24 protein-coding genes and 1 tRNA gene are annotated in these 16,893 nt (G+C 66.6%); 6 read left to right on the top strand and 19 right to left on the bottom strand.

Features of this window, described 5'->3' with window-relative positions; translation table 11 throughout:
* Positions 1-15: 15 nt before the first annotated feature.
* From AOZ06_RS13205 to AOZ06_RS13190, 4 genes are all read left to right on the top strand, one after another.
* Complete coding sequence (locus tag AOZ06_RS13205; RefSeq protein WP_054289649.1) at positions 16-477, top strand: peroxiredoxin; 462 nt, start codon at positions 16-18, stop codon at positions 475-477.
* 35 nt (positions 478-512) lie between these two features.
* Positions 513-584: transfer RNA gene (locus AOZ06_RS13200), tRNA-Val, on the top strand.
* Between the two features lie 81 nt (positions 585-665).
* Positions 666-1,592 carry a site-specific integrase gene (locus AOZ06_RS13195; RefSeq protein WP_054289648.1) on the top strand — a complete coding sequence of 309 codons (927 nt, stop codon included), beginning with the start codon at positions 666-668 and terminating at the stop codon, positions 1,590-1,592.
* Positions 1,593-1,616: 24 nt separating this feature from the next.
* The gene (locus tag AOZ06_RS13190) at positions 1,617-1,883 is read left to right on the top strand and encodes a hypothetical protein (RefSeq protein WP_225954839.1); all 267 of its coding nucleotides are present in this window, start codon (positions 1,617-1,619) and stop codon (positions 1,881-1,883) included.
* Here the strand turns inward: AOZ06_RS13190 and AOZ06_RS13185 are convergent, their stop codons facing one another.
* From AOZ06_RS13185 to AOZ06_RS13175, 3 genes are all read right to left on the bottom strand, one after another.
* Positions 1,884-2,126: a hypothetical protein gene (locus tag AOZ06_RS13185; RefSeq protein WP_054289647.1), complete on the bottom strand. Its 243-nt coding sequence runs from the start codon at positions 2,124-2,126 to the stop codon at positions 1,884-1,886. It lies immediately after the preceding gene.
* Positions 2,123-2,371, bottom strand: a complete 249-nt coding sequence (locus tag AOZ06_RS56200) for a hypothetical protein (RefSeq protein WP_157232996.1) — start codon at positions 2,369-2,371, stop codon at positions 2,123-2,125. Before AOZ06_RS56200 ends, AOZ06_RS13185 begins: the two co-directional genes overlap by 4 nt.
* A gap of 226 nt (positions 2,372-2,597) precedes the next feature.
* The gene (locus AOZ06_RS13175) at positions 2,598-2,945 is read right to left on the bottom strand and encodes a hypothetical protein (RefSeq protein ID WP_157232995.1); all 348 of its coding nucleotides are present in this window, start codon (positions 2,943-2,945) and stop codon (positions 2,598-2,600) included.
* Positions 2,946-3,473: 528 nt separating this feature from the next.
* Here AOZ06_RS13175 and AOZ06_RS13165 point away from each other — a divergent pair.
* A complete protein-coding gene (locus AOZ06_RS13165) occupies positions 3,474-4,349 on the top strand; it encodes a helix-turn-helix domain-containing protein (protein WP_054289643.1) in 876 nt (291 codons plus the stop codon).
* An 18-nt stretch (positions 4,350-4,367) separates the two neighbouring features.
* Positions 4,368-4,562 carry a DUF397 domain-containing protein gene (locus AOZ06_RS53825; protein ID WP_083471656.1) on the top strand — a complete coding sequence of 65 codons (195 nt, stop codon included), beginning with the start codon at positions 4,368-4,370 and terminating at the stop codon, positions 4,560-4,562.
* Positions 4,563-4,606: 44 nt separating this feature from the next.
* Here the strand turns inward: AOZ06_RS53825 and AOZ06_RS13160 are convergent, their stop codons facing one another.
* From AOZ06_RS13160 to AOZ06_RS13085, 16 genes are all read right to left on the bottom strand, one after another.
* On the bottom strand, positions 4,607-5,626 hold the full coding sequence (locus AOZ06_RS13160) for a hypothetical protein (protein WP_054289642.1): 1,020 nt from the start codon (positions 5,624-5,626) through the stop codon (positions 4,607-4,609).
* Between the two features lie 23 nt (positions 5,627-5,649).
* The gene (locus AOZ06_RS13155; protein ID WP_083471655.1) at positions 5,650-6,822 is read right to left on the bottom strand and encodes a siphovirus ReqiPepy6 Gp37-like family protein; all 1,173 of its coding nucleotides are present in this window, start codon (positions 6,820-6,822) and stop codon (positions 5,650-5,652) included.
* 3 nt (positions 6,823-6,825) lie between these two features.
* The gene (locus tag AOZ06_RS13150; RefSeq protein WP_054289640.1) at positions 6,826-7,698 is read right to left on the bottom strand and encodes a phage distal tail protein; all 873 of its coding nucleotides are present in this window, start codon (positions 7,696-7,698) and stop codon (positions 6,826-6,828) included.
* Positions 7,688-10,720 carry a hypothetical protein gene (locus tag AOZ06_RS57725; RefSeq protein WP_054289639.1) on the bottom strand — a complete coding sequence of 1,011 codons (3,033 nt, stop codon included), beginning with the start codon at positions 10,718-10,720 and terminating at the stop codon, positions 7,688-7,690. Before AOZ06_RS57725 ends, AOZ06_RS13150 begins: the two co-directional genes overlap by 11 nt.
* A gap of 24 nt (positions 10,721-10,744) precedes the next feature.
* Positions 10,745-10,942, bottom strand: coding sequence for a hypothetical protein (locus AOZ06_RS58335; RefSeq protein WP_179950821.1), 198 nt, complete (start codon positions 10,940-10,942; stop codon positions 10,745-10,747).
* An 11-nt stretch (positions 10,943-10,953) separates the two neighbouring features.
* Positions 10,954-11,505 (bottom strand): DUF7426 family protein, encoded by a 552-nt coding sequence (locus AOZ06_RS13135; RefSeq protein WP_157232994.1) that lies wholly within the window; start codon positions 11,503-11,505, stop codon positions 10,954-10,956.
* A 12-nt stretch (positions 11,506-11,517) separates the two neighbouring features.
* Positions 11,518-11,985, bottom strand: a complete 468-nt coding sequence (locus AOZ06_RS13130; protein ID WP_054289637.1) for a phage tail tube protein — start codon at positions 11,983-11,985, stop codon at positions 11,518-11,520.
* 2 nt (positions 11,986-11,987) lie between these two features.
* Positions 11,988-12,419, bottom strand: a complete 432-nt coding sequence (locus tag AOZ06_RS13125; protein ID WP_225955422.1) for a minor capsid protein — start codon at positions 12,417-12,419, stop codon at positions 11,988-11,990.
* Positions 12,420-12,451: 32 nt separating this feature from the next.
* Complete coding sequence (locus AOZ06_RS13120) at positions 12,452-12,805, bottom strand: hypothetical protein (protein WP_054289635.1); 354 nt, start codon at positions 12,803-12,805, stop codon at positions 12,452-12,454.
* Entirely contained in the window at positions 12,806-13,144 is a 339-nt protein-coding gene (locus AOZ06_RS13115) for a hypothetical protein (protein ID WP_054289634.1), read from the bottom strand. It lies immediately after the preceding gene.
* Positions 13,138-13,569 (bottom strand): hypothetical protein, encoded by a 432-nt coding sequence (locus tag AOZ06_RS13110; RefSeq protein ID WP_054289633.1) that lies wholly within the window; start codon positions 13,567-13,569, stop codon positions 13,138-13,140. Before AOZ06_RS13110 ends, AOZ06_RS13115 begins: the two co-directional genes overlap by 7 nt.
* Positions 13,569-14,999: a hypothetical protein gene (locus AOZ06_RS56195; protein WP_169798911.1), complete on the bottom strand. Its 1,431-nt coding sequence runs from the start codon at positions 14,997-14,999 to the stop codon at positions 13,569-13,571. Before AOZ06_RS56195 ends, AOZ06_RS13110 begins: the two co-directional genes overlap by 1 nt.
* A gap of 76 nt (positions 15,000-15,075) precedes the next feature.
* The gene (locus AOZ06_RS13100) at positions 15,076-15,303 is read right to left on the bottom strand and encodes a hypothetical protein (protein ID WP_054289631.1); all 228 of its coding nucleotides are present in this window, start codon (positions 15,301-15,303) and stop codon (positions 15,076-15,078) included.
* Positions 15,304-15,317: 14 nt separating this feature from the next.
* Positions 15,318-16,283, bottom strand: a complete 966-nt coding sequence (locus AOZ06_RS13095) for a glycoside hydrolase family 25 protein (RefSeq protein ID WP_054289630.1) — start codon at positions 16,281-16,283, stop codon at positions 15,318-15,320.
* Between the two features lie 24 nt (positions 16,284-16,307).
* Positions 16,308-16,658, bottom strand: a complete 351-nt coding sequence (locus AOZ06_RS13090) for a hypothetical protein (RefSeq protein WP_054289629.1) — start codon at positions 16,656-16,658, stop codon at positions 16,308-16,310.
* The gene (locus tag AOZ06_RS13085) at positions 16,651-16,890 is read right to left on the bottom strand and encodes a hypothetical protein (protein ID WP_054289628.1); all 240 of its coding nucleotides are present in this window, start codon (positions 16,888-16,890) and stop codon (positions 16,651-16,653) included. Before AOZ06_RS13085 ends, AOZ06_RS13090 begins: the two co-directional genes overlap by 8 nt.
* Positions 16,891-16,893: the final 3 nt, after the last annotated feature.

Here is a 16,893-nt window from a genome sequence, read left to right as displayed (position 1 = left end):
GGGAGGACACGCAGAATGGCGGTCGAGGTCGGTTCGAAGGCCCCGGACTTCACACTCAACGACTACAACAAGCAGCAGGTGGCACTCTCGTCCTTCCAGGGCGAGAAGAACGTGCTGCTGGTGTTCTACCCCTTCGCGTTCAGCGGCATCTGCCAGGGCGAGCTCTGCCAGGTGCGCGACGAACTGGCGACCTACGAGAACGCGGACGTGCAGGTCCTCGGCGTGTCCGTGGACAGCCCCTTCGCCCTCAAAGCATGGGCCGACCAGCAGGGATACACCTTCCCCCTGCTGTCGGACTTCTGGCCGCACGGCGAAGTGGCGCAGGCCTACGGCGTGTTCAACGACAAGGCCGGCCTGGCCCTGCGCGGAACCTTCCTGATCGACAAAGAGGGAACGGTCCGCTACACGGAGGTCAACCAGCCAGGAGAGCCCCGTGACCAGGAGGCATGGAAGAAAGCACTGGCCAACCTGGCATGATTTGAAACGGCGGTGCCCAGCGGGGCACCGCACCAGGGCGCATAGCTCAGCGGAAGAGCACCTCCCTTACAAGGAGGGGGTCGCAGGTTCGAACCCTGCTGCGCCCACGACCAGCACAAACAGTGCAGTAAGCGTCAGGCAGTCGTTAGCGGGCCGCTCGGTGACACCCTCATTGTGGAGTCCTGAGTATGGAGACAGACCATCGCTGGTACCCGCTCCTGCGCGAGTGGCGACGCGGGCTTAAAGCCGACAACAAGAGCTCGCGGACGATCGGCAACTACGACGAGTCCGCCCGGCTGTTCGCGGCATGGCTCGACGAACTACCCGAGCCACCCGACGAGCCAGCACACATCACCACCACCATGATCCGCGAGTGGATCGGACATCTGCTCGACACGCGGGCGCCCAGCACAGCCAACACCCGGTACCGCCACCTTCAGCAGTGGTTCAAGTGGCTGGTCATCGAACAAGAGATCGACAACCACCCCATGGCCACGATGAAGCCACCCGAGATCCCGCCGACGCCCGTGCCAGTCGTCAAGGACGACGTTTGGGAGCGGCTGCTCGACAGCTGCAAGGGGCGCGACTTCATCTCACGTCGAGACCACGCGATCATCCGGCTACTCGCCGACAGCGGACCACGCCTGTCAGAGGTGGCGTTCCTCAACGTCGACGACCTCGACTTCGATCTCGACGTTGCACAGGTGATCGGCAAGGGCAACAAGCCCCGCGCCGTTCCGTTCGGCGCGAAAACCGGTCAGGCCCTATCCAGGTACCTACGCGTCCGTGCGAACGACAGATGGGCTGACCACCAACGGCTATGGCTGTCCGAGAAGGGCAAAGGGCCACTGACACCCAACGGGATCAAGCTCATGCTGCGTCGACGTGGCAAGGCGCTCGGCATCGACGTGGAGATCGGCCGCAATGTGCACGCGCACCTGGGCCGTCACGCCGCTGCCCACGCGTACAAGAAGGCCGGAGCCAGCAAGGAGGACATGAAGAGGATCTTCGGCTGGACCACCGACGCGATGGTCGAGCACTACGCTGAGTCCGAAGCGGACGAACGCGCCATCGAAACCGCCCGGCGCCTGAGGGTCGGCGACCGACTCAGGTAACAAGCGGGCCGCACGCTCCGGGGCATGACCGACGTCTACACCTCCATGACCCCGGAGCAGCGCTCCCTGCGGGCACGCATCGCAGCGCACGCCTCATGGGCAACCACAAGCGACCGCGGCGAGAAGGCCCGCAAAGGCGCCGCCGCACTTCTGGAACGGTTCGAGAGGCAGGTCGACCCGGACGGCGTCCTTCCGGCGGAGGAGCGACGGCAGCGGGCACTGTCCGCCCGCAAGGCGCACATGCTGAGCCTGGCCGCCAAGAGCGCCACGGCGAGACGTCGCGGTGCCTGATCAGGACCGGGTCACCATCGAAACGAGCTCTGCCGCGGCATAGACGAGCTCCCACGTGCCGGCCGCCAGACCCAACAGCGAGATCGAGCACCCGCTGTTCTGCTTCACGTTGTAGGCCTTCATGTGGACTTTGCCGGCGAACGTGAAGCCGCGCCCGTCGCACTCGGGGCAGGGGTCGCCTGACCGGGTCCAGTCGTAGATCTTGCCGTTACCGTCGCAGGTCCCGCAGGGCTGGGTGCTCATGATCTTCCTGGTTGATGGGGTCGCAGCCGGTCTGTTCGACGCCAGTCCATGGCGTCCACATCGAGCAGCGGGACGCTGTATTCGTGCTCCAGCGCCATGGCGTACATGGTGGCCAGCGGCGGGCCGTCCTCCCAGACGACGACGTATCGCCGGGTGGTCCGGTCGTACTGCACAGCCACGTGTACGCCGGAGTCCCCGGTTAGGAGGCTGGCCAGTCGGCGCGCAGCTCGCGCTCGCTCACTCACGGTTCGTGCTCCCACACCGGAGAGCCCTCGGCGACCATGTCCCACACCTCAGGAGGCCAAGCCGCGCTGACGGCCTCACACCACAGGTCCGCGTTGTGGCCAGTGCCCTCGATGATCCACGCGATAGCGCAATCGGGACCGGTGAGGTCTGGGTGCCGACGTCCGCAGCCGCAGTGACAGGAGTGCGACCAGTCGTCAACGCTGGCGGCTACCGCAGCCCAGTCGATCATGACTCGTGTGCCCACACCGCGCCCCCTTCGGACATCATCACGCCGATTGCGTCGGCGACCTCGAGCTCGTCGTGCACCTCGCGCAGAGATTCGGTCATCGCAGCGACAGCGGCCTCCTTGCCGGCCGCCGCCCGCCGCTGGGCAGCAGCCGACGCAGCGTTCAGCGCGTCTACGAGCTCGTACAGACACGCAGCGCAGATCGCCGACGGAGTCAGGACGAACAGCACTCCAGGTCGGTCGAGCAGCTCGGCGCCGAAACTGGGATGCGGGCACACCACCCGCCTATTGACGACCCGATGCCACAGCTCGCACCCACAAGAGCACTCATGCCACAGGCCGGTCATGATGGCCACCCTGCGCCGCTGTCCCCGTAGCCGTGGCTCGCCGCCCAGATCCGGCAGTCCGGACACCGGGACGTCTGGTCTGGGATCTCAGGTTGGTCGATGTCCGCTGTCTTGTCATCGACGGCGAACGCCCAGCGGCGACCGCCAGCCAGACGCGGCCGGCCGGTGAGGTTGACGAGATGCGCGAGGTTGGGCCGGAAGAAGTCGCATCGCCACCCGTAGCGCTGGACGGCGGGCGGTACCGAGTCGGGGTCATCGGCACCACCCGCCTGACTTGAGGGTGCGAACCGACACGAACGGCCATCTCGTGGCTGGTTCGCCATGTGGATCTCCCGGACCTCGATCTTGAGGCCCACCCCAGGGACGGGGGAAGGGAACTGTGAGTGCCCTGGGGCGGCCCCACCGGCGGAGCCGGTAACACTCACGGTAAACCTGCACGTGCAGATTGCAAATGCACCAATCGAGCGAAAGCTGTACGACTCTCCGTAGTGCAGACTTACCCCGAAGCCGACTCGCGGAGGACAGGGAATGGCGAAGCCGATCAACCCGACGATGCCGAAACGCCAGCTCGGCCTGGCACTCGCCAAGTTGCGCGACCAGGCTGGAGCATCCCGCGAAGATGCGGCGGAAGTGATCGAGTGCTCACCGTCCAAGATCAGCCGCATTGAACACGGCCAAGTCGGAGTCCGAGCAGCCGAGTTGACGCTCCTTCTCGACCTCTACAGCGTGGCAGGTGCCGAACGCGAAGCGCTCGAAGCCCTTGGCCGAGAGACTCGGCAGCGTCGCCCGCGGACCACCTTCGGCAAGGCTATGCCGGAGTGGTTTCGGCGATACGTCGGGCTGGAAGAGGCCGCCTCCGAGATCCGGACCTACGACAGCGAACTCGTCACCGGACTTGCGCAGACGCCGAACTACGCGCGTGCTCTGATCGTTGCCAGTCCGCTGCACAACCCACCGGACGTCGATCGCCTGGTCGAAGCACGAATCGCGCGGCAACAAGCGACCATCACTGCGGAGAAGCCTTGTCAGCTGTGGGCTGTGATGACCGAGGGCGTCATCCGGACCGCGGTCGGCGGGCCTGACGTGATGCGCGCACAGCTCCAACACATCCTGGAGCTGGGAGAACTCCCGCACGTCACGATCCAGATCATGCCTTTCTCAGCCGGTGCCCACGCCGCCAGCGGCTTCCCGTTCTCCTTACTGCGGTTCCCGGATGAGGGTGAACGCGACGCCGAGCCGACCGACGTCGTCTACCTGGAAGAACTCAGCTCCGCTGCGCTGCTCGATCGACCAGACGACGAGCAGCGCCAGCAGTACGTGACCGTGTGGAATCACCTGGTCGAACGCGCTCTGTCTCCGACGGACTCACACCGCCTGGTCGATACTGTGAGGCGGGAACTGTGAGATAGAAAGGGGTGCGGGATGGCCCCGGACCTGGGAAACGCGCGTTGGCGCAAGTCCAGCAGAAGCGGAGGCAACGGAGGTCAGTGCGTTGAAGTCGCTCTCGTTGACGGCGCTATCGCCGTCCGCGACTCCAAAGACCCGACCGGGCCAGCATTGATCTTCCGTGGAGATCATCAGGTATCCAAGCTGTTCGGGCACAAGACAAACAGCTGACGGGTTAACGTCGGCCCCCGTCGTGTACATGGCGGGGGCCGCGGTCACCACACCGGTGTGAGTTGTGCGCTGAACCAGTTGTCGGTGGTACCCCAAACGAAGCTACTGGTCGTGGAGGGCTTCACCCGAAACCACCACGTGTGCGCGGCTCCGGCGGCGATGGTAACCGGTTTCGTCGTCGGCAGGCTCAGCGGCGTGTCCAGGTTGGACGCGTCGCAAACCTCAGAACCGCTTGCCAGGATCGTGCCGGCCGTTTCCCCGTCCTGCCGGATGAAACCCTGAACGTAGCCGCCAGCCACCAGCCCCGCCATGTGCAGGTGTGCCGCGAATGAGATCTTGTACGGGTAGCCCAGATTGGGCACCGTGATCGAGGCGTAAGTCGCTTCATTGCCACCGGTCACCGACTCGGTGCCGGACTCGCCGGCCGGGATGACGCCTGCGTACTGGTCGCTGCGAACGCCCTTCAACGCCGAGCCGTCCCAGACCATCAGCCGCGTGTCCGGCGTGTACAGCAGATCACCTGCGCGGAACTGATGCCACGCCCCCGGATCCGGCGCGCCACCGACCACCACAGCGCTACCGACGAACATGCGCTCGTCGACGAGCGAGTGGTAGTTCTGGGCGGATCCGCTCCCCGGACACGTCGCGCGAGCGAGCGGCACCTCCACCACGCCAGCGGCGGGATCGACGGTCAGCGAGGGCGGCGTCGGTGACGCCGCGGGGGTGCCCTGCTTGATCGTCGCCACGATGCTGTTCGGCGTGCCCGCGTCGAGTTTGAGGATGAACCGGTCGATCCGTGGGTTCGTGTTCCCGTTGGCGCTAGCCGTCTTCGGCAGCGGCCCCGCGGTTGCTTCGTAGCCGATGCCGTCGATGAGTGCCTGGCCGTCGGCCATGTTCATCGTAAGCCCGGATCCGAGCGTGACTTTCAGGCTCGTGTCCGCACTGTCCCGAGTGGACGCCCCGATGACGCCGGTTGCCACGGCGTTACGCATGATCTTGCGCCAACGCGCCTCATCAACCAGCGTGCCCGCGCCCGATTCGAACGGGTAACTTGCCTCCGCCACAACCTAAGGCTGAGCGCAGGGTGTCACCGCCGCTCCAAGTTCGACATCCGCAGCGTGGCATTCTTGATCACCCGTCCTGCGCTCGACTTGTCTCGGCCGGTACCGATGTCGCCCACCCGCGTCACCACGGTCCGGGTCGGCTTGCTGTCGGCCCGCTCGACGGTCGTCTCCACCTCGCGGATGATCGAGTCGAGGGTCACTCCGGCGTAGACGTCGACCGTCACCCGGTCACCGAGCCCGTAGTCCCGCCCGTACTGCATCCGGCTGGAGTCGACCGGCGCCAGCTCGACCTGACGGGTTGCCCCGGTTTCGGCCAGCCGCTTGGACGCGCCGGACGTCAACTCAGCGTTGCCGTCCGCGTCGGACGCACTGCGGTAGTCGTAAAACCCCTCACGGCGACCCCACGCAGTCTCTTCGCCCGCGTTGGTCACCGCGATAAAGTCGCGGGCTTCCTCTTCCCCGCGGCCACCGCCGATGATGGTCGTAGCCTGCGGCGCCGTCGTCGACCACCGCACCCGCCGAAGGTTCCTCAGCATCAGCCCGAAACGCGCGGGACCGCGCAAATCACGCGGCGTGTACACCTGTAGGCGCTTCTCCGCTCCCATCCCAGACAGCACACGGACACCGACACCCCCAGCAACGCTGATGTCCTGCACGAGCTCCAACAACGGCTGGAATCGGGCACGGCCGTACACGTCTTCGCCGACTGGCACGGCGAGCGGATCGAGGATCAACCCAGGCACCCGCCGTTCGACCTGCGCCGACACGCCTGCGTTGGCGATGACGTAGTCGCCGATGACCGTCGACGCCACACCGGTCCGGACGTCATACCCGACCGTCTGCGCAGTGACCGCGTTGGCCGGTACTGGCCACGCCTGCCGGGCAGCGAGCCACACCATGTCGTCCACGCCGGAGTACCGCAGCTTGGCAACCTTACGACCGCTCGTCTCATCGCGGCCGAGTTCGATCTCCGCGTGCTCGACCGGCCCGGCCATCAGCGTCCTGGTGCCGTCCATGATGGCGACGCGCCACCCGCCAACCGAGGTAGCCGCGGCGGCCGTTCGAGTCGTCAGCGGGCAGTCCACCAGCCATGTACCAACGTCGACGTACCGCTCGACGGCTGACAGCCGGGTGTATGGCAGCGTGCCCGCGATCGTGCCGTTAGGCCGAATCAGCCACACCGTAGGTACCGTCATGAGTCACCAGGCCGATTCGTAGCGAGGCCGGAACGAAAGCGCCACTTCCGACCCTGCCGCGGCGCCGCTGAGCAAGACCGACACATTGCTCGTTCCAGGTCGAATCGGCCAGAACACGGGCGTGCCGGTCAAGTGGTCCCACCAGTCGGTACCGTCCGACAAGATGATGTTCTGCCGGTCGCCGGGCTCCGTGATGATCTGCAACGATCGGCCGGCCGGGATGGCCCCAGACAGAGCGAGGGAGCTCCCGGTGTCGCGATCGAGCAGGGTCAAGTCGCTGTTAGGCGGCGTGATTGTCCACTCCGGCCAGCTCGGCACGTCACCAGCGTTGTTGACCGTGGCCGGGCCGAGTACCTGCGACGAGCCGATCCTCAGCGGAAAGAACGGATCCCCGAGGAACGTGCCCGCGGACGAGTACGACCACCGCGGTGTGACCGGGGTCGGATCGAACCAGTACGGATCCGGACAACGCAGGCTGAGCGCGAACCGGCACCACGTCGTGTCTCCGCCCAGATCTCTCGACTCGTCGCCCTCCAGGCCGCCCGCGTAGTGCGCACGGATCCGGCGACGCCGACCGTCCGCCTGTGCGAGCTCAAGCTCGCCCGGAGTCTTGAGCGACAGCGCGAGAGCTCGCAGGCGCGACAGAAACACGGCGTTGTTCGGCCCCCACACGGTCATGGGCAGCAGGATGGTTCGCGGGTCGTCCCACTCGTCGGTGATGTCCTCGCCGTCGATCAGCGGCGAGGTCTCCGACACGATCGACCTCGGAGGCTTGCCGAGCCCAGTCACGCCCTTGTGGACACGGTAGCCCTGCGCGCGGTCGTTGATGATCTGCGACCAGCCATCGCCACCGAACCACGTCAGCTCACGCGCCATAGAGCAACTCCTCCCGCCTGCGCTCCTCGTCGAGCCGCCGCACGATGTCGTTGCTGCTGTGCCCGTTAATCGTGATCGTGGTGGTACGCGAGGACGACCCCGCCCGGTTGCCGTCGAGCGTGCCGATACCCCACGCGCCACCTGACCACGGCGCGTCGACCATCGGCCGCTGGAACAGCTCCGGACGCATCCGTCGGAGAGTCTCGTCCAAGATAAGCTGTGCACGCGCATTGTTGCGCTGCAACGGGATGAAGCTCTCATCGGCGACCGCGTTGTCACCGATGATCCGCTTGACGCCGGTACGCCGGTACGAGCCGACAATGTCCGCGTGACTTGCCGACATCGACCGCATCCCGCCTGCGGCGTAATACTCCATTACACCGCCGGAAGCGCGCTCGACCGCGTCCTTGGCCAGCTTCGCCGCGTTCGGGATACCGCTCGTCCGGTAATCGATCAGGATCGACATCCGGCGTGTCTCCGTCAGCTGGTTAATTTCTGCGTTGACCGACGAAGCATTCGACGTGATCACCACGTGACCGGACGGCAAGGTCTGCACCTTGAAACCCATGTTCTCCAACAGCGCGATTTGCTGCGGAGTCGTCGAACTCACGATGATGGTCTTACTGTCCGGAACCGCAATTACCTTGTCACGCAAGATGCCGGCCGAACTGATCGAGGCTTCCATACCCGGCTGCAGGATCGCCGTTGAGGCAGCCGTCGGCAACAGGTCGTAACGGGCCGCAAGTTCCTCGGCTTTCTCCCTGGTACCAACGAACTGCTGTGCGGTTTTGATCAAGGCTTCACGGGTGCCGGCCGAAGCCGCGGCAGCAGCCGCTGCCGCTTCTGGCAAGCTCTTACCCTGCGCTTGCGCGGCTTCAAACACCGCGCTGTACTGCTGGCGGTACGCATCGGACAGCTGCATCACCTTGTCCTGCAACGCGGACCCTGCCGCCGTCACCGTGTTGATAGCGCCGGTCGAGTCGAGTAGTCCGGTCTTGTGTGTCTTTGCCTCGTCGGCCGCGGCTTTGAACGCGTCTTTCATGTCGCGCAGGGTGTCGTTGACGCCCTGGTTCGCTTCCTCGACGGTGTGTCGCCGTCCGGCGAGTTCGTCGAGCGCGGACTTGAGCGCGCTGATCTTGTCCTCGGCGGAGGCGCTCTCATCGCTGAGCTTCTTCAGGGCTTCGGCCATCGGGCCGGTAGCGGCTGGTGCCTGCGACAATGCGGACGAGGCTTCACCGGTTGCCTCGGCCATCCGTCGAGCTTCCGACGTCCCTGCCGCCCACTCGCCGTTCAGCACGTTGATGATGTCCAGCAGAGCTTTCGCCCTCTCACCGGTCGGGTCCAGCTGCTCCTTGTACTTGGTGATGCCGGACTTGGCACCCTCGGTGATCGCAACTTGCTCGGTATGCGCCTTGATGGTGTCCTGCAGTCGCGCACGCAGGCTGTCCAACGCGGCGCCTTCTCCAAGCACGGCACTGGTCACCTCGGAGAGCGACAGACCCAGTTCCTCGGCTGTCTTCAGTGCGCCGCGCTTCTCGGCGTTGTCGGCTGCCTGCTGGCGGATCGATGCCGTGATGACGCCGTTGGACTCACGCAGCGCACGGGCGTACGCGCTGGCCGCCTGCGCCGACTCCCGTTGCCGTGCGGCGGCCTCCTGTTGTTTGGACGCCCACAAACCGAGCAGTGCCGCCCCCGCGGCGAGCGCCACACCCCACGGCCCACCGAGGACACCAACCAAACCGGCCGCCGCAGACCTCAACCCCGACCCGAGCGCGGCAGCGGTACCCACTGCAGCGCCACCGAGACGAGTAACCGCCCCTGCCGCGTGATCGACTGCACCCACCGACTCCGCGACACCGCGATGCGACTGCACGTACTCCACCACCGACTGAGAGGCATTGCGGTACGCCTCAGCCATGCGGTGAATGAAAGGCACCCGCGACTCAACCACAGCCATGCTCGCCGCGAGGGAACCAAGATTCGTATGGCCACTGGCAGCCGCCAAAGCCGTCTGCAGCTTAACCTCGTCGCCGAACTGCCGCCAAGGCTGAGCAAGACGCTCACCTAGACTGGCGTGTTCACCGATGAGGCTGGACTGCATGGCACGCCACGCGATAACCCCAAGGAGCGCGGCCTGCATCGGTGCGGGCAGATCACCGAATCCTTCAGCAACCGCAGCAACAACACCAAGCAGCGCGCCCAATCCATCGAGCGCCACGTCGACCGCGGACCCGAGCAGGGGCAGCGTTCCCCCCGCAACGTCCATGATCGCGTCCTCAGCATCGCCGAAGATGCCCTTGACGTCGTCGAACGCAGGCCCGAACTCGTCGGCCACCAGGGACGTTAGCCGCCCGATGAACCGCAGCGCATCCTGAACCACGCCGCCGAGATCATCGAGCGCAGCACCGGCGGTATCGGAGGAATCAGCCCATTCGAGCATCATCTCGGACACGCCACGGCCGGACTGCGCAAGGAACGAACGCAGTCCGTCGAAGGCCGGTTGTCCCTTCTGGACCGCAGCGGTTGCCCCTGGCATCGCGTTCTCGGCGAAGTCCAGCAACCCGTCAGCGAACGTGCCCACCAGAGGACCGGCATCACGGAATGCGGATTCCATCTGTGGACGCAGTTTGTTGAACCGCTGCTCGATTCGGTTCGCGATCCCGACCAGGTACGGCACCATCGGCTCGGCCGCGGACCGGACGCTCGTCGAGACATGTTCGGCCATGCCTGAGAACGCGGTGCGTACCTGCTCGTTGCTGGCCAGCGCAGCAGCGCCAATACCCGCGATCACCAAAGCCGGTGCGGCCAGACCAGCAGCCATACCAGCGCCCGCGACAGCCGCGGCTGCAGGCAGCCCGCCAAGGACCGTGAGGAGCGGCTTCGCGTTGCCGGACAGCGTGATGGGCTTGGACAGCTCGTCTCGGGTGTCCTTGGCCTCGCGCTTGGCCGCTGTGGTGGCGCGCTTGAAACTGGTGTAGTCACCCGTGATCAGTGCACGGATCTCACCAGTCTTGAGGGCCACGCTGCACACGCTCGCGCGCGGGTGTCACTCCCTGGTGATACCGAGTTCCCGATCGAGATCCTCAATGCTCGTCTCTGGTTCGGACTTCCCACGGTCACCCGTGAGCTTTCGCCACGTCCGCGAGTCCGCCGACAGGCCGAACAGCCGGACCTCGAACCACCGCCAGGTGTACCGCTTTCCGGCGCTCGGGTCCGACAGGTCAACGCCGTACTCGCGGTGCACGTCGGCCTCGATCAGGTCCCACGCGTCGAGGATGTCGTGCCATTCGAGCGACGAGCGTTGGTAGCGCTGCGCTTCTTCTTCGTCGATGTACTCTGGGATGTCGTCCGCCGAGGAGACCTTGAGGTGGTCTTCGGCGGATCGGCCGGGGGGCTTGCATCACCCTCGATCGAATCGCCGTCGGCCAGTTGCCACACGAGCAGCGCGGCCTCCAGACCGACCTGATGGAAAGCGAACAGGGTCTCTCCGATGTGGAGTACTTCAGGCCACGTCACGCCGTCGGCCTTGAGCCGCTCCATCATCGGCTCACCGATCAGCTGAAGATAGACCTCGTGCAGCTCGGTTTCGGTGATCCACTCGCGATCGGTGTCCTTGACCGTGTACTCGCTGTCCGTCTTCTTCGCGCGCTCGAACCGGCGAATTTCGGACTGCAACACGCGCATCTTGCGGCCGAGCTCGAACGAGAGCGCCACGGGGAAGCTGTACACCGTACCGCGCAACGGAAGATCGAGCGTAGTGCCTGCAACCTCAGCTTCGAACCGTGCGATTTGGGGAAAGGTGGTCACGGTCAGTCTCCGTCAGGGGGTGTGCGTGTACGGGGTGAGCGGGCCGTCGCCGGTCAGCGGGCAGGCGAACGGCGTGAGCGCCTTGACGTCCTCGTCTGCGCCGCTCCAGTTCGCGTTGGCCCGGCCGGTGTAGCCCTTGTTGGTGTCCGTGCGGTACATCCGCACCTGAACCTGTGCCTCCGGACCGGTCAGGATTCCCTTGGCCTTGAGGAACGCCTGCCCCGGATCGTCCACCTGGGCGTTGTCCGCCCCGGTGTAGCCCTCGAATCCTTCGACAGCGACGGACCACTTGCGATGCGTCGTCGACGAACCGTCCCAGCCCTCACTGTCGAAGTCGGACGAGTCGACCTCGTTCGGCTCGACCGACAGGCCGATCTTGTTCAGACCGCGAACGAGCGTCCAGTTCGGAGATTCATCTGTACCGGTGTTGACTTCGAGGCGCTTGAACCTCGCGATCCTCTTCTTGATGGGGGTAGGCACGGTTAGACCTCCATGGTGATCAGTGCCTCGGTTTGGATGGACACCGACCACATAGGCCGGTTCTGTTCGTCACGGCCGAGCCACACCGGCTCTGCATCGCTCGCGTTGCACCAGGCGATCGGCACCTCATGCTCGGTTCCCGCTGCCCACACCGTCTCCCCGGTGCCGTGCAGCGCGTCACGAATCCGCTTCGCCTGGTCGTAGCCAGCCCGGTAGCCCGCATCCGCACGTGCGCGAACGACGATGTGCTGCTCGGCCAGCTCGTACCCGGACATGTCCCCGGACGGGAACCCCGGGCGCGGGCGGATGAGTACACAGGCGTCCGGTGTGGACGGCATTTCCACGATGAACCCCGGCGGCACAGCAACGTCTCCGCCTGCGTCCGGCGGATAACGGACCAGGCCGAGCGCGTGCAGGTGCAGCGCGAGAGCCATCGACAACACGCGCTCAGACTCGGGCCGGGGTGTTACCCGCCTTGCAGTTCCTTCGCCACCTCAGCCTGAATGTGCGCCATGTAGCGGTCCGAGTTCGCTCGCAGCGGCCCGCCGAGATAGTGCGACGTCCGGCCGTCCTGATGTCTGTAATCCTCGGCCTCGTGCTGGATCACGGCGTACGGCGTGTCGTATGTGACCGCGCCCTCGACCTCGGACCCGGCCGTGTTCATGCTGACCGCGCCGGACCGGGACAGGTCGCCCTGGTCGTAGGGCACGAGGTCGCGCGAGTCGGACAGCAGGGACCGGCATGCGCCGCGCACGCCGCCGATCACGCCGCGCCGTACGGCTTTCTCGGCGTCGCCGAGCACCGCCTCGAAGTCGTCCACTCAGGTCACCCCGCACTCGTGGTGCATCGGCCTGCCGTCGAGCCATACCGGGCTGTCGACGAGCTCGACCTTGTGCGGCGTACCGGAGCCAGCGAGCCCCGGCGCGGTGTAGGTCAGCCGGTCTTGCGGCGCCACCTCGACCGTGCCCGGCAGGAACACGAGCGCGGCCAGCGCGACGACTCGGCCGGTGTCGAGTTGGACGCGCCGCGAGATCACCTCGACGCGGCCGTCGAGCTCGACCGCGGCGGCGTGCTTCGGCCTGCCCTCGCCGTCGTCTCCGAGATACCGCTCAAGCACGACCCGGTGCGGCGTGCCGGTGACTCCCAGCAGGCTCACCACGTCGACACGCTCCCGCCGATCATGTCCGCGGCGAGCAACGCGTCGATGGTCTCCTGCGGCAACCGGTCGGCGGTGTACCGCCCGACGCGGGCGCCGCGTCCGCCGGAAACCGACAGCTTCCCCGCGGTGATGCTCCCGCCAGCCGCGAGCACCTCGGCCGTCCCCGCGCCGCCGAGCTCCTCGGCCGCCGCGTCCTGGCCGCGCCGGAACGCGATCAGTTCGGCCACCGCCGCGATGACGTAGTCGCGGACCTGCGTGTCGGCGGGCCGGTCGGTGTCGTCGTCGACGGTCGGCCACCGCAGGACGCGCGGCACCATCGACCGCACAGCCTTATCGATGTCCCGGGAAAGTGCTTCCTCCGGGTAATCGGCCGGCAGTTCCTCGCGGAGGTACTCGCGCACCTCGGCGGGTGTTGCCCAGATCACTAGGCCACGCTCCCAAAGTTTCTGGCACGCCAATAGAACGGGTAGTTTGTCGAGGCGTTCAGGGTTCCGGTCCCGTTGGACTTCACCGCCAGGCAGAACCTGACGGCGCCGTTGTCGAGATCGCCGGACGTGACAGTGAAGCCCCGGGGGGCGGACTTGGACGCGTAACCAGAACCTCGTGTCCAGCCTGGATCGCCTTCGAATCCGGGCGTGGCGCTACCGCTGGACAAGTACCGCACCACGGACGTCCCGACCACTACCCCCTGGTCCATCCATGAGTTGCCAGTGGAGTCCAGCCGGAGAGCGTTCACGGCGAGCTCGACGTAGTCACCGGCCTGCGCGGGGATCGAGAGCTCGAACCCTGTGAGGATCTGCCAGGTGCCCGACGTGTTCGGTAGAGGGCTGACGTCTCCTGACGTGATCCATGCCTGCCGGACAACCAGCTTGGTGGCCTTGGCGTTGAGGGAGGTTTGCAGCCCGGTGACGTCCGCAACGGCGTGGTTGTGGCTGGTTGCCGCCTTCCCGTCGAGCGCGGCCTGTGTCGCGGTGCTGATGGGCTTGGCGGTGTCTGCCGTGTTGTCCACGTTGGCCAGGCCGACATCGGCCCGGGAAAGCACCACCACGCCGGACTGGCCCGCCACTGACTGGACTTGCCCGGCAGCGAGCACCTCCTTCCAGTTCGCCAGCGTTGCCGGGTTGTCCGCCGCGAGGACGTAGGTCCGGCCGGTGTCGGTCCGGATGGCCATGTCACCACGTTGCGCGGGTAGCGCGAGCATGGCGGCTTGAGACGCGACAACCGACGTCTCGTTGACGGCCAACGGCGGTAGCGCAGCGGTCGGCACGGTGCCGGTCAGGTCGGCGTAGCTGCCCGAGATGGCGACCGCGGCAAGGACGGCGGTGTCGGCCTTCGCGCCGAGCGCGGACGCCAGGCCCACCACGTCGGCGATGCTGTGCGTGTGCGCGAGCGCGGCCCGGGTGGCAAGAGCTGTTGCGAGCTCGGTTGGATCGACGTAGAGGTCACCGAGCGACACCGCGCCAGTCCGGCCGTCGACGGACTCGACCGTGCCCCCGCCGCTGAGTTCCGGAATCTCAACGTCGCCAGTCTCGTTCGGCTGGATACCACCGACCGATCTCACGACCCGCTCGACCGCGCCGACCGGCGACACCGGCGCGATGTCGGCCAGGCGCAGCGGCACGTCACCCGCCGGTACCGTGATCGCGTACGGCGTGCGTGCGATCCCGTTGACCTTCTCGCGGACCGTCCACGTGCCACCGGCCGGCCGCACGCTCGGGTCATCCGTCGTCGGGATTTCGACCGAGATCTCGCCGTCGACGAGCTCGGCCGTGATGGTCTCCGGCGGCACTGTCTTACCGGCCACCGACCACCACGGGCCACCGGTCGGCACGAAGTCGACCCGACCCGTGGACACGCCAGCACCGAACCGCGGCCAGGATCCGACCACGGTTCGCGTCGACCACTCCACGGGTGGCGGCACGAGGGTGCTCCTAGCTCGTTGCTCGGCGTGCCCGCGCCCAGTGCAGGACGCCGGTCAGGACAGTTGCGGCTGCGGTCTTGCCGACGCTGATCAGCAGCGGCCACCACTCGACGTCCGTCGCCTGGATTGCGGGTAGCACGACGAGCAGCACGGCCAAGAGGGCGTCCAACGCGGCGTTCTGCGCGAGCGTGCGCAGCGTCGGCGACTTTGCCCCGCTCGGGGTCGGATGAGTTGCCACGGTTGCGGTTCTCCTCACGCGGTCGGCTTCAGACGGGCGGCCAGGGCGGACACAATGGCCTCGGCCTGCTCGGCGTTGTCCTCCCCGAGCACCTCGGCCACGACTGCGCGCAGGGCAGGCAGCACGGAGCCGGTGACGGCCTGGGCGGTGCTTTCCCGAACCGCCGTGTCGACACGCTGCAAGACCGCGTCCGGTGAGAGGTCGCCGTCGGCCATGGCAGCAGCGAGAGCGTTGACGCTCGCGTGCAAGCCGGGGATGAGCCCGGCGTAGTAGTTGGTCCACACCAGACGCTCGGCGGCGGTGAAGTTGGTGACGTTGCCGTCGGGCGCGGTGAACGGGATCCTGTCAGTCCAGGACACTGTGTCTTCCTCCTGAATGTCGGCGAACAGCTCGTTTACGTCAACGTTGCCGGGAATGCCCGGTACGCGACCGGTCGAGCTGTACTGGTGCATCCACACGGGATGCGGATACCGGCGGCGCAGCCGGTCACGGTCTTCCTGGTCGTAGTCGCCGTCGTTGCTGCCGTAGTCGGCCGCCCAGACCAGCAAGCCCGGCACGGGCAGGGTCCACGCCTGGATCCCGTTGAGCATGCTCGTGTTGGCGTACAACACCGGCTGCTGGTAGCCGTGCTCTCGCAGACGCAACAGGAATCGGCGAGCGAACTCGCGGGCCGCTGGTCCAGGTGTGAACGGGTCTTCGAGGTCGAGTGCCGGGGGCAACCCGTCGGCGCCCAGACGCCGCACTTCCCGCACGAGCACGTCGGCCTGTGCTTCCGGGCTCGGTGACTTCTGTGCGTAGTGGTACAGGCCGACCGGCTTGCCGATCGACTTCGCCCCAGCGACGAACCCGTCCGCCCGGACAGGGGCCAGACCACCGCCGTCAGTGCCTTTGACGTACACGACCGCAACGCCGCTACGGCCAAGCGCTCCCCAGTCGCTCACGTCCTGGTACCGGTCGTAGATGTCGATTCCCAAGGCCATGGGAATGACGGTGCGCCTGGGGTGTCACCCCTGCTGTTGGGCGATGTGCTCCCGCAACTCGACCTGGATCGAGTCCACAGTGTCCCGCAGTGAGGCACCTGAATTCGGGTGCACCTCGTGGTCGATCGCGGCCACCTTGGGCTTGAGCTCGGCAACGTCGGTTTCGATCGTGTGCAGCCGCGTCATCACGCCGGGGCGTTCCGGCACGCCGGGCCGGGCGGGCTCGCCGCGCCAGTCCTCCAGGAACTCCCTGACCCCGCGCCAGACTGGGCGAATCGTCTTCCACAGCTTGACGAACAGGCCGAGCACGAGCAGGACCCCAAGGGAGAAAGCCAAGATCTGCCCGACGGTCAGGTTCGTGAACCAGCTAGGCACTGCGGCCCCGCTTCGGCTTGCCCGCGGTTGCCGCGACCGGTTGCTCGTCGACGGGCTCCGGCTGGGGTGGGCCGACAGGGTCGGCCGACGGATCCGCGTCCGGCACTTCCGTGCCCGGCGCTGGTACCTCGATGTAGCCGAGCCGCTCGTAGACAGCGGCCAGCTGGCTACCGGCGTCGGCGTGATGCCGGTACGCGTCCGGCAGGTCTTCGCGCTCTGCATACCACGGCATGCG

The sequence above is a fragment of the Kibdelosporangium phytohabitans genome, assembly GCF_001302585.1.
Taxonomy (GTDB): Bacteria; Actinomycetota; Actinomycetes; order Mycobacteriales; family Pseudonocardiaceae; genus Kibdelosporangium; species Kibdelosporangium phytohabitans.
The sequence above is the reverse complement of the archived record's forward strand: the minus strand, read 5'-3'. Positions and strand labels throughout refer to the sequence as shown.